We start from the raw sequence: 11,548 nt of genomic DNA, 5'->3' as shown, positions 1-11,548 counted from the left end.
CGGTGCGGGAGACCTTCGAGGAGTCCGGCGTCCTGTTGGCGGGCCCCTCGGGCGATGAGGTCGTCGCCGACACGACGGGTGAGGACTGGGAGGCCGACCGGCACGCCCTGGAGTCTCGCGAGCTCGCGATGACGTCGTTCCTCGCCGCGCGCGGGCTGGTGCTGCGCACCGACCTGCTCGGCGTGTGGGGCGGGTGGTTGACGCCGGTGTTCGAGCCGAGGCGCTACCGCACCTGGTTCTTCGTCGCGCTGCTGCCCGAGGGGCAGCGCACCCGCGACGTCTCCAGCGAGTCCTCCGAGGTGACCTGGCTGCCGGCCGCCGACGCCGTCGCGCAGGCCGAGCGCGGCGAGATGATGATGATGCCGCCGACGTACCTCACGTCCTTGGAGGTGGCGCAGTACGGCACGCCCGCGGCGGTCGTCGACGCGGCCCACGGCCGGGTCGTCGAGATGCACACGCCGGACATCGAGGCCCTGGACGAGGGGTGGACGCTGTCGATCCCCGAGCACCACCGGCCGATCCTGGCGGCGCACCGCTCGTGAGCTGGTCGGGCGGCGCCTTCGGGTCGCGGGCGCAGTGCGTGCTCGCGCCCAACCCCGACATCATGACGCTCGACGGCACCAACACCTGGGTGCTGCGCGAGCCGGGCGCGCGGCGCTCGGTCGTCATCGACCCGGGCCCGTCGATCGCCTCCCACCTCGACGCCGTCGCCGAGGCCGCGGGCGAGGTGGGCGTCGTGCTGCTCACCCACCACCACGCCGACCACTCCGAGGCAGCGCGGGAGTTCGCCGAGCGGATGGGATGCGGCGTACGCGCCCTGGATCCGGCGTACCGCCTGGGGTCCGAAGGTCTCGGCGACGGCGACGTGGTGTCGGTGGACGGCCTGGAGATCCGGGTGGTCGCCACGCCCGGGCACACGGCCGACTCGCTGTCGTTCCTGCTGCCGGCTGAGAACGCGGTGCTCACCGGTGACACGGTGCTGGGGCGCGGGACCACGGTCGTGGCCCATCCCGACGGCCAGCTCGGTGCCTACCTCGACTCGCTCGACCGGCTGCACGCGCTCGCGTCCGAGCACGAGGTCGGGTCGATCTGGCCGGGCCACGGACCGGTCATCGCCGACGCGCTCGGGGCGCTGGACTTCTATCGCGCGCACCGGCGAGAGCGGCTCGAGCAGGTCTCGGCCGCGCTCGAGCAGCTGCGGTCGGCCGACCACCCCGAGGGCATCGCGGTCGACGAGCTGCCCCGCCGGGTCGTGGAGATCGTGTACCAGGACGTCGACCCCGTGCTGTGGGGTGCCGCCGAGCTGTCCGTGCGCGCGCAGCTGGCCTATCTGGCCGAGCGGCGCTGAAGCAGCCAGCGCCCGAGTCGCTGCAGGCCCATGAGCACCGCGGTCGCGACGGCGACGCCGAGGCCGATGAGCAGGGAGCGTTGTCCGTCGGACATCGGCCAGTCGGGGGCGGGGCGGTCGGCACTGGGGTGTTCCGGGTCGAGCAGGCCGACGGCGATGCTCAGGGAGCGCATGGTGTCGTCCTCGACCACGGCGACGCCGCGCTCGGTCACCCCCTCCCCGTGGAGCTCGATCGACCGCTTGCTGGGGTCGCCCTCCGGGTCTGGTGCGAGGACCAGGCGTCCCCCACCGGGGAGGGTGGCGATGTCGTGCGGCTGGTCGGGATCGGCGAGGCGCTCTGCCTGCAGCGTGCCGTCGTCCGCGACGTGCAGCGTGCTCCGCCGCCAGTTGACCGCGCGCTTGGCGAGGTCCCGGTCGTCGACCTCGTCGACGGTGCCGCTCTCCGGGTCGATCGTGCCGGCGACCGGGAAGGAGTCCTGGTACCCGTTCACCGTCCACGACCCGGTCCGGTTGCCCGCCCAGCCGAGGGTCCGCCCGTCTGCCGACCAGGACAGCGCGGTCACGACGGTGCCGTGCCCCCCGTGCAGCGGCACCTCGGAGATCTCGCCGGAGACGAGGTCGACCATCCGCACGCCGCTGGGGACGGGGTCGGTGAGAGCATCGGGGCCGACTTCGGCGTACGAGAACCCCAGCGTCTCACCGTCGGGCGACAGCGCCAGCGCCGGCTGGGATGAGCCGCCGCCGTACGAGACGACCTGCAGCTTGCCGGTCCACCCCGGCAGGTCGAGCAGGTGGTAGCGACCGTCGGTGGCGCCGACGACCACGGGCAGGGTCTTGTGTGACACCCAGGCGGCGACTCCGGTCCCGACGGCCAGGTCGTCGCTGACGATGTCGTCGGGCCATCGGCCCTCCTCCTCGTTGTAGTCGGCGAACCGCTCGGGCACGGAGTGGAGCACGGCCGGGAGCGCGGCCGCGGACGAGTCGGCGACCGGGGCCTCGGCGCGATCCGGGAGCCAGGCGACGGCGCCGGCGATCAGGGCCAGGACCGCAGCGACGGCGCCGAGGGTGAGCGCGCGGTCGCGGGTGCGTGCCCGCCGGGCGCGACGCCAGGTGTCGTGAGGTACGTCGGCGACCGGCGCGCGGTCGGCGATCCGCTGCAGCTCGTCGTGGAGGCTCATGACGGGTCACCCACCAGCTCGGCCAGCTCGGGGGCCAGGGCGCGCAGCCTGGCCAGTGCCTGCCGTCCGATCGACTTGACGGTCCCCGGCCTGATGCCGAGGGCCGCGGCGGTCTGCACCTCCGTGAGGTCCTCGAAGTAGCGCAGCACCAGCACCGTCCGCTGCCGGGTGGTGAGGCGGCCGAGGGCCTGCTCCAGCGTCAGCCGCAGGTCGGGGTCGGTCGCGCGGGCGGGTGCGTCGTACGCCCCCAGGGTCTGCTCGCGCACGTGCTTGCGCTGGCGCCACCACGAGACGTTCTGGGTGTAGAGGATGCGCCGGACGTAGGGCTCCGGCTCACCCTCGATGCGGTGCCAGCTCTTGGCCGCCTTGAAGAGCGCTGTCTGCACGAGGTCCTCCGCGAGGTGGGCGTCGCCGGTGAGGAGGTACGCCGTACGCGACAGGGCAGGGGTGCGTGCCACGACGAACGCGTGGAACGTCGTCGCGCTGTCCTCACCGGTCTCAGCTGGCACGGGTCCGAGCCCCCCTTTCACCCGAGCAGACGCGATCCGGGTGCGATCCGGGGGTCAACGGATCCGACCTTTCCGGCAGAATTCCAGACTCGAGCGCCAGAACTCCGGACTCGAGCGTCAGAACCCCCGACTCGAGCGTCAGAACCTACGAATCAACGGGCGCGGCGGCCCAAGCGGTCGACGTCCATGATCACGACCGAGCGGGGCTCGAGGCGCAGCCAGCCGCGCGAGGCGAAGTCGGCCAGCGCCTTGTTGACGGTCTCGCGGGAGGCGCCGACCAGCTGGGCGAGCTCCTCCTGGGTGAGGTCGTGGTGGACGTGCACGCCGTCGTCGGCGGTGCGGCCGAAGCGGTCGGCGAGGTCGAGCAGCGCCTTGGCGACCCGGCCGGGGACGTCGGAGAAGACCAGGTCGGCGACCACGTCGTTGGCCTTGCGCAGCCGGCCGGCCAGCTGGGTCAGCAGCCCCCGGGCGACCACCGGGCGGCCCTCGAGCCAGCGCAGCAGGTCCTCGTGGGAGAGGGAGGTGAACGTGACGTCGGTGACGGCGGTGACCGTCGCCGAGCGCGGGCCGGGGTCGAAGAGCGAGAGCTCGCCGAACATCTGGCCGGGGCCGAGGATGGCGAGGAGGTTCTCGCGGCCGTCGGAGGAGGTGCGGCCGAGCTTCACCTTGCCGTCGAGCACGATGTAGAGCTTGTCGCCCGAGTCGCCCTCGTGGAACAGCACGTCACCACGGCGCAGCTTGCTCTCCGTCATCGAGGCGCGCAACGCCGTCGCGGCCTCGTCGTCGAGCGCGCTGAACAGCGGAGCTTGACGGAGCACGTCGTTGTCCACGGGATCCTCCTCGTCGATGGCCCCGCAGCACACGGGTTCCGAGCTCGATCCTATCCGTGGGAAACGTCACAGGCAGCAACGGCCCGGCATGTCGGACCGGTGAGCGCGGGCGGTGCGTCGCGATACGGCGCCCGGGAGCGTCGGTGGACCGCCGTACCCTTGGCGCGTGCCCGCAGCCCCCGAGACCCGCACCGGTCTGGTCCGGCGCGCCCGCAAGATCGACCGGGTGCTCGCCGAGACCTATCCCGACGCTCGCGCCGAGCTCGACTTCGACAACCCCTTCGAGCTGCTGGTCGTCACCGTGCTCTCGGCGCAGACGACCGACAAGCGTGTCAACGCGGTGCGCCCCACGCTGTTCGCCGCCTATCCCGACGCCAAGGCGATGGCGGCCGCCGACCGGGCGACGCTCGAGGGCATCGTCGGTCCGCTCGGGTTCTTCCGGGCCAAGACCGAGTCGCTGCTCAAGCTCAGCGCGGCGCTCGTCGAGGAGCACGGCGGCGAGGTGCCGCCGCGGCTCGAGGACCTCGTCAAGCTGCCCGGCGTCGGCCGCAAGACCGCCAACGTCGTGCTCGGCAACGCCTTCGGCATCCCCGGCATCACCGTCGACACCCACTTCGGCCGGCTCGCCCGGCGCTTCGCCTGGACCGACGAGACCGACCCGGTCAAGGTCGAGCACGCGGTCGGGGCCCTGTTCGACAAGCGGGACTGGACGATGCTCAGCCACCACCTCATCTGGCACGGGCGACGCATCTGCCACGCGCGCAACCCCGCGTGCGGCGCCTGCCCGGTGGCGAAGTGGTGCCCGGCGTACGGCGAGGGCCCGACCGACCCCGTCGCGGCGGCGAAGCTGGTGAAGACCGAGGGCCGCGCGTGAGACGTCTGCTCCCGACGGCCCTGGTCGCGGTCGCCCTCGCGCTCGGCGCGTGCGACTCCGCCGACGTCCCCCAGCCGCCGGGCGCGGCGAAGGTCGACGTCGACACCCCGGCGCTGCGCGCGATCAAGGAGCAGGCCGGCATCGAGCCGTGCCGCCGGACGAGCGCAGGGCCGACCGACGACGGGATGCCCGAGGTCACCCTGCCCTGTCTCGGCGGTGGAGGCGACGTCGACGTCGCCGGCCTGCGCGGCCCGATGGTGGTCAACCTGTGGGCGTCCTGGTGCGGCCCGTGCCGCAAGGAGCTGCCGATCTACCAGCAGTTCCACGACCGCTACGGGGACCGCGTCGCGGTGCTCGGCATCGACTACAACGACGTCCAACCCGAGGCAGCGCTCGAGCTCGCGCGCGACACCGGCGTCACCTACCCGCTGCTCGCCGACCCGGGCTCGGACCTCGAGGGCACGAGCACGTTCCCGACGATCCGCGGCGTGCCGTGGGTGGTCCTGATCGACGCGGACGGCGTCGTCGTCCACCGTCAGGCGGTCGAGGTCACGAGCCTCGCGCAGCTGGTCGACCTCGTCGACGAGCACCTCGGGACCGACCTGTGATCCCCGACTGGCTGGTTCCGGTCCGCGACGGGGCGGCCGCCATCTCGGCCGACCAGCTCACCAGGTTCACCCCGCCGCCCGGGGGCGACGCCCGGCTCGGCGCCGTCCTGATGCTCTTCGGCGAGGGCGAGCAGGGAGGTGAGCTGCTGCTCACCGAGCGGGCGCACGACATGCGGTCCCACCCCGGGCAGGTCTCCTTCCCCGGCGGCTCGCTCGACCCGGGGGAGACCCCGGTCCAGGCCGCGCTGCGCGAGGCCGAGGAGGAGATCGGGCTCGACCCGTCCTCGGTCGAGGTGTTCGGCCGGTTGCCCGAGCTGTGGCTGCCGCCGAGCAACTTCGCGGTCACCCCGATCCTCGGTTGGTGGCGCGACCCGAGCGGGGTGAGCATCGTCAGCCACGCCGAGGTGCACGCGATCCACCACGTCCCGATCTCGGAGCTGCTCGACCCCGAGCACCGCATCACCGTCCGCCACCCGCGGGGCGGCTACCAGAGCCCCGGGTTCCTCATCGGGCCCGACCACGACGTCATCCTGTGGGGCTTCACCGGCGGCATCATCGCCCGGCTCTTCGACTTCCTGGGCTGGACCCGACCCTGGGACGAGTCGCGCCTGCGCGACCTTCCGGCGTACATGCTGCAGGATCGCCCTCGACGGGCGCCGAGCGACGACGACCTGCTGGACATCGAGGAGGATCGACGGTGAACCTTCTCGACTGGCTGCTCGTGGTGCTGGTCCTGGCCTACGCGCTCTCGGGCTACTGGCAGGGCTTCATCACCGGCGCGTTCGCGACCGGCGGGCTGCTGCTGGGCGGGCTGTTCGGCGTCTGGCTGGCGCCGGTCGCGCTCGGTGACGCCAACCCCTCGCTCATGGTCTCCCTGGGTGCGTTGTTCATCGTGATCCTCTCGGCCTCGCTCGGCCAGGCGGTGCTGCAGTTCGCAGGCGCCCGGATCCGCGAACGGATCACCTGGCAGCCGGTGCGCGCCCTCGACGCCGTGGGCGGTGCGCTGCTCAGCGCCGGCGCGGTGCTGCTGGTCTCGTGGGCGCTCGGCGTCGCGATCTCCGGATCCCGCATCGGCGGCATCACGCCCCTCGTGCGCGAGTCGACGGTCCTCTCGCACGTCGACGAGGTCATGCCCGCGACCGCCGACGGGGCCCTGCAGGCCTTCAACGACGTCGTCGGCACGAGCTTCTTCCCCCGCTACCTCGAACCGTTCGCTCCCGAGCGCATCATCGAGGTCGGCCCAGGGCCCAAGCGCCTGCTCCAGGACCCCGACGTGCAGCGGGCGCAGTCCAGCGTGCTGAAGATCCGCGGCACCAACGAGTGCGGCCGGGGGGTCGAGGGGTCGGGCTTCCTGTACGCCGGCAACCGCCTGATGACCAACGCCCACGTCGTGGCGGGCATCGACGACCCCGAGGTCGTCGTCGACGACGACGCGGTCGACGCGGAGGTCGTCTACTACAACCCCGACATCGACGTCGCCGTGCTGTCCTTCGACAGCGGTGACCTGGCCCCGCTGCGCTTCGACCGGACCGCCGAGGCGCAGGACGGTGTCGCGATCCTCGGCTACCCCCAGGACGGTCCGTTCCACGTCGAGCCGGGCCGCATCCGCTCCGAGCAGCGGCTCCGCTCTCCCAACATCTACGGGAACGGCGCGGTGATCCGCGAGGTCTACTCGCTGCGCGGCCGGATCCTGCCGGGCAACTCCGGCGGCCCGATCCTGTCCTCGGCGGGCGACGTCGTCGGGGTGGTCTTCGCCGCGTCGGTCACCGACCACGACACCGGCTATGCCCTGACGGCCGGTCAGGTGTCGGCGGCCGCGGCGGCGGGGCTCACCAGCTCCAGCCAGGTGTCGACCGGCGGGTGCGCGGGATAGCCGACCCGCGTCAGGCCTTGCCCTTGAGCGCCTTCGGGATCTCGCGGCCCTGGTCGATCGCCCGCTCGGGGGCCTTCACCTGCTTGACCTTGCGGATGCCGACGAACACCAGCAGTCCCGCGAGCAGCAGGTAGAAGCCGAAGACGATGAGGAACGCCCAGTGCAGGGCGAGGCCGTGGCCGTTCCAGTTGATGAAGTAGGCGATCGCCACCGAGAGCATGATCACCGCGAGCACCGCGATGAAGCCGGCCGCCGCGAAGAGCCCGATGCCGATGCCGCCGGCCTGCACGCTGACCTTCAGCTCGGACTTCGCGAGCTGGATCTCCTTCTGGATCAGCGTGGAGATGTCCCGGCTGGCGTCGTGGACCAGACGGCCGATGGTGGGATCGGAGTCCTGGACCTGGTTGCTCGCCATGTGGCTCACCCTACAGACCTTCAGGCCTCCTCGGCCCCCCCCGCTGGTAGACGTCGGGCACGCCGTCCCGGTCGGCGTCGCGCTCCTCGATCTCGCAGATCCGGCGGTAGGTGCGGTTGCGCAGCCGCAGCACGACCGTCGCGAGCCCGGTGGCGATCAGGGAGCCGACCAGGACGGCGACCTTGACGTGGTCGTCGCGATCGGTGCCGCCCCCGAACGCGAGCTCCCCGATCAGCAGGGACACGGTGAACCCGATGCCGGCCAGCATGGCCATCCCGATGACGTCGACCCAGCTGAGCTCCTCGTCGAGGTCGGCGCGGGTGAACGTCGCCAGCAGCCAGGTCGAGCCCGTGATGCCCACGGTCTTGCCGACCACCAGGCCGGTCACGACCCCGAGGGCCACCGGGTCGCGCAGGGCGCTGGCGAGCCCGTCGAGCCCGCCCACGGTCACGCCGGCGGCGAAGAAGGCGAACACCGGCACGGCGACGCCCGCCGAGATCGGGCGGATGAGGTGCTCGAGGTACTCCGCCATCCCGCGACCGTCGTGACCGTCTCGGCGGAGCACCGGGACGGCGAAGCCGAGCAGCACGCCGGCGACGGTGGCGTGGACGCCCGACTCGTGCACGAGCACCCAGGTGAGCAGCGCCAGGGGGACCAGCAGCCAGCCGCTGTGGATGCGTCGCTGGACGATCACCCAGAAGACGGCCAGCGGGACCAGCGCCGCCAGGAGGTACGCCGGCTCGAGCCCGTCGGTGTAGAAGAGCGCGATGATCGTGATCGCCAGGAGGTCGTCGACGACGGCGAGTGTCAGCAGGAAGGTGCGCAGGCCCGCCGGGAGGTGCGTGCTGATCACCGCGAGGACCGCCACGGCGAAGGCGATGTCGGTCGCCGTCGGGATCGCCCATCCCTCCAGCGAGCCGCCGCCGCCGAGGTTCCACAGCACGTAGATCAGTGCCGGCGCCGCCATCCCGCCCACCGCAGCGGCCACCGGCAGCATGGCCCGCCGCGGGTCGCGCAGGTCGCCGGCGACGAACTCGCGCTTGAGCTCGAGCCCCGCGACGAAGAAGAAGATGGCGAGCAGGCCGTCGCCCGCCCAGGCGCCGAGGGTGAGATCGAGGTGCCACGACGCGGGCCCGACCCGGAGGTCGCGCAGGTCGGCGTACGCCGAGGACCACGGCGTGTTCGCCCAGACGATCGCGATCGTCGCCGCGGCCATCAGCAGGAGGCCACCGGTCGTCTCGGCGCGCAGGATCTCAGCTGTGCGCGAGGTCTCGAGGAAGGATCCCCGGGCGAACAGGCGGGGACGGCGGGACGGGATGGGTGAGGTCACGGTGCTCCTGGGGGTCGGCTGTCGACGTGCCGACCAGACTTCCCGGCTCACCGCGGCCCATTCTATCGGCCTTCCCCTACCGGCCTTCCCCCGCAGACCGTCCCTGCCGAGTCGGCGCAACTGCAGCTCCCCCGGAAGGATCCCGACCTCCAGGGGCCTTCAGACGCGCCGACTCGGCGCCCCTGACGTGTGCAGTGGCGCCGAGTCGGCGGGTGGTCAGGCCTCGTCGGACGTGCCGGAGCCCTGCTGGGCCGAGATCAGGTCCATCACCGAGGAGTCGGCGAGCGTGGTGACGTCGCCGACCTCGCGGTGCTCGGCCACGTCGCGCAGCAGGCGCCGCATGATCTTGCCCGAGCGGGTCTTGGGGAGCTCGGGGACGATCATGACCTTGGGGTGGGAGACCAGGGCGGACTCGATCTCGGTGGTCGAGAGCCGGTGGCCCGAGACGTTCATGACGTCGTCGACACGACCCAGCACCCAGACGTCACCGTCGTCGTCCTTCTTGGCACCGTCGCCTGCGAAGTAGTAGCCCTGCTTGGCGAAGCGCGACCAGTAGGTGTCCTTGAACCGCTGGTCGTCGCCCCAGATCGTGCGCAGCATCGACGGCCAGGGCGAGGTGAGGACGAGGTAGCCGCCCGAGCCGTTCGGCACCGGGTCGCCCTCGTCGTTGACGACCTCGGCCCCGACACCCGGGATCGGGGTCATCGCCGAGCCCGGCTTGCCCGCCGTGACACCCGGGAGCGGGCTGATCATGATCATGCCGGTCTCGGTCTGCCACCAGGTGTCGACGACCGGGGTGCGGTCGCCGCCGATCACGTGGCGGTACCAGACGTAGGCCTCGGGGTTGATCGGCTCGCCGACCGAGCCCAGGACCCGCAGGCTCGACATGTCGAACTGGTCGGGGATCTCGCGTCCCTGCTTCATGAACGAGCGGATCGCGGTGGGGGCGGTGTAGAAGATCGTGACCTTGTAGTCCTGGATGATCTTCCACCAGCGGCCGCGCTCGGGGCTGTCGGGCGTGCCCTCGTACATCACCTGCGTCGCGCCGTTGGCGAGCGGCCCGTAGACCATGTAGGAGTGGCCGGTGACCCAGCCGATGTCGGCCGAGCACCAGTAGACGTCGCTCTCGGGCTTGAGGTCGAAGACCGCCCAGTGCGTGTACGACGTGCCGACGAGGTAGCCGCCCGTGGTGTGCAGGATGCCCTTCGGCTTGCCGGTGGTGCCGGAGGTGTACATGACGTACAGCGGGTGCTCGGAGTCGAAGAACTCGCACTCGTGCTCAGCCGAGGCCGACCCGACGGCGTCGTGCCACCAGACGTCGACGGCGTCGTCCCAGGCCACGTCCTGGCCGGTGCGGCGCACGACCAGCACCTTCTGGACGACGTCGGTCTTGGTGCGCGCCTCGTCGACGGCGGGCTTGAGCGCGGACGCCGAGCCGCGGCGGTAGCCGCCGTCGGAGGTGATGACGACCTTGGCCTCGCAGTCGTCGAGGCGGGAGGCGAGCGCGTCGGCCGAGAAGCCGCCGAAGACCACCGTGTGGGGAGCGCCGATGCGGGCGCACGCGAGCATCGCGACGACGGCCTCGGGGATCATCGGCAGGTAGATCGCGACCCGGTCGCCGGTGCGCACGCCGAGCTCGGTGAGGGCGTTGGCGGCCCGGCAGACCTCGTCCTGCAGCTCGGCGTAGGTGATGTCACGGGTGTCGTCGAGCGGCTCGCCGACCCAGTGCAGCGCGACCTTGTCGCCCCGGCCGGCGGCGACGTGGCGGTCGACGCAGTTGTACGCCGCGTTGATCCGCCCACCCACGAACCACTTGGCGAACGGCGGGTCGTCCCAGTCGAGCACCCGGTCCCAGCGCTGGTCCCAGTCGAGCCGCTCGGCCTGCTCGGCCCAGAAGGCCTGGGGGTCGGCTGCGGCGCGGTCGTAGGCCTCCGCCTGGAGGTTGGCCTGCGCGGCGAGCTCGGCCGGAGGCTCGAAGCGGCGGTCCTCCTTGAGGAGGTTGGACAGGGTCTCGTCGGTCACGTCTCGCTCCTGAACGTCAGGGGATCATCAAGGGCTGTGTGGTACGGGCCACAGTAGTGCGGGTGGTGACGCGGGCAGGTGCCCGGCGACCCTCGGTCGCCGGGCACCCGTCCGCGGGGATGGTGCGGTGGATCAGTGCTGGATCGCCTTCTCCGAGCCGGCTCCGGTGAAGGCGCGGACCTCGAGCTCGGTGAAGCGGGCGGCCGTGTCCGGCTCGTCGGACGTCACGGTCCCGAGCCAGCCGAAGAAGAAGCCCAGCGGGATCGAGATGATGCCGGGGTTGCTCAGCGGGAAGTACGACCAGTCGTGGCCGGTGAACAGCGCGGTCTCCGAGCCGGAGACCACCGGCGAGAAGAAGACCAGTCCGACGCTTGCGATCAGGCCCCCGTAGATCGCCCAGGTCGCTCCGCGGGTGTTGAACCGGCGCCAGAACAGGTTGTAGATCAGCGACGGCAGGTTGGCGGAGGCCGCGACGGCGAACGCCAGGGCCACGAGGAACGCGATGTTGAGCTTCTGTGCCGGGATCGCCAGCGCGATCGCGATGCCGCCGATGACGAAAGC

Annotated in this window: 11 protein-coding genes and 2 pseudogenes; 6 read left to right on the top strand and 7 right to left on the bottom strand. The window is 71.9% G+C overall.

Annotation, left to right across the window (positions count from 1 at the left end; translation table 11 throughout):
- Positions 1–542: pseudogene (locus tag Q0L15_RS04060) on the top strand (NUDIX hydrolase); the annotation flags it as partial.
- Between the two features lie 38 nt (positions 543–580).
- Positions 581–1,348, top strand: coding sequence for an MBL fold metallo-hydrolase (locus tag Q0L15_RS04055; protein WP_296602420.1), 768 nt, complete (start codon positions 581–583; stop codon positions 1,346–1,348).
- Here the strand turns inward: Q0L15_RS04055 and Q0L15_RS04050 are convergent.
- The 3 genes from Q0L15_RS04050 to Q0L15_RS04040 all read right to left on the bottom strand — a co-directional run bounded on the left by Q0L15_RS04050 (position 1,327) and on the right by Q0L15_RS04040 (position 3,865).
- Positions 1,327–2,526 (bottom strand): hypothetical protein, encoded by a 1,200-nt coding sequence (locus Q0L15_RS04050; protein WP_296602419.1) that lies wholly within the window; start codon positions 2,524–2,526, stop codon positions 1,327–1,329. The genes Q0L15_RS04055 and Q0L15_RS04050 overlap by 22 nt on opposite strands.
- Positions 2,523–3,035, bottom strand: coding sequence for a SigE family RNA polymerase sigma factor (locus tag Q0L15_RS04045; RefSeq protein ID WP_296602418.1), 513 nt, complete (start codon positions 3,033–3,035; stop codon positions 2,523–2,525). The genes Q0L15_RS04050 and Q0L15_RS04045 overlap by 4 nt, the downstream gene beginning before the upstream one ends.
- Positions 3,036–3,187: 152 nt before the next feature.
- Positions 3,188–3,865, bottom strand: a complete 678-nt coding sequence (locus tag Q0L15_RS04040) for a Crp/Fnr family transcriptional regulator (protein ID WP_296602417.1) — start codon at positions 3,863–3,865, stop codon at positions 3,188–3,190.
- A gap of 166 nt (positions 3,866–4,031) precedes the next feature.
- Between Q0L15_RS04040 and nth the strand changes: the two genes are divergently transcribed.
- Genes nth through Q0L15_RS04020 form a run of 4 tightly spaced genes read left to right on the top strand, consistent with a single transcriptional unit; the run spans position 4,032 to position 7,220 of the window.
- Positions 4,032–4,739 carry an endonuclease III gene (nth, locus tag Q0L15_RS04035; RefSeq protein ID WP_296602415.1) on the top strand — a complete coding sequence of 236 codons (708 nt, stop codon included), beginning with the start codon at positions 4,032–4,034 and terminating at the stop codon, positions 4,737–4,739.
- Positions 4,736–5,347 carry a TlpA disulfide reductase family protein gene (locus Q0L15_RS04030; RefSeq protein WP_296602413.1) on the top strand — a complete coding sequence of 204 codons (612 nt, stop codon included), beginning with the start codon at positions 4,736–4,738 and terminating at the stop codon, positions 5,345–5,347. The genes nth and Q0L15_RS04030 overlap by 4 nt, the downstream gene beginning before the upstream one ends.
- Positions 5,344–6,048 carry a CoA pyrophosphatase gene (locus tag Q0L15_RS04025; protein ID WP_296602412.1) on the top strand — a complete coding sequence of 235 codons (705 nt, stop codon included), beginning with the start codon at positions 5,344–5,346 and terminating at the stop codon, positions 6,046–6,048. Before Q0L15_RS04030 ends, Q0L15_RS04025 begins: the two co-directional genes overlap by 4 nt.
- On the top strand, positions 6,045–7,220 hold the full coding sequence (locus Q0L15_RS04020; protein WP_296602410.1) for a MarP family serine protease: 1,176 nt from the start codon (positions 6,045–6,047) through the stop codon (positions 7,218–7,220). Before Q0L15_RS04025 ends, Q0L15_RS04020 begins: the two co-directional genes overlap by 4 nt.
- 10 nt (positions 7,221–7,230) lie before the next feature.
- Here the strand turns inward: Q0L15_RS04020 and Q0L15_RS04015 are convergent, their stop codons facing one another.
- From Q0L15_RS04015 to Q0L15_RS04000, 4 genes and pseudogenes are all read right to left on the bottom strand, one after another.
- Entirely contained in the window at positions 7,231–7,635 is a 405-nt protein-coding gene (locus tag Q0L15_RS04015) for a phage holin family protein (RefSeq protein WP_296602409.1), read from the bottom strand.
- 10 nt (positions 7,636–7,645) lie between these two features.
- A complete protein-coding gene (gene nhaA / locus Q0L15_RS04010; RefSeq protein ID WP_296602408.1) occupies positions 7,646–8,965 on the bottom strand; it encodes a Na+/H+ antiporter NhaA in 1,320 nt (439 codons plus the stop codon).
- Positions 8,966–9,181: 216 nt separating this feature from the next.
- Positions 9,182–10,987, bottom strand: a complete 1,806-nt coding sequence (gene acs / locus Q0L15_RS04005; protein WP_296602407.1) for an acetate--CoA ligase — start codon at positions 10,985–10,987, stop codon at positions 9,182–9,184.
- Between the two features lie 132 nt (positions 10,988–11,119).
- Positions 11,120–11,548 (bottom strand): annotated as a pseudogene (locus tag Q0L15_RS04000) (cation acetate symporter); the annotation flags it as partial.

Origin of the sequence: Nocardioides sp., assembly GCF_024509035.1 — a bacterium.
GTDB lineage: Bacteria > Actinomycetota > Actinomycetes > Propionibacteriales > Nocardioidaceae > Nocardioides.
The sequence above is the reverse complement of the archived record's forward strand: the minus strand, read 5'-3'. Positions and strand labels throughout refer to the sequence as shown.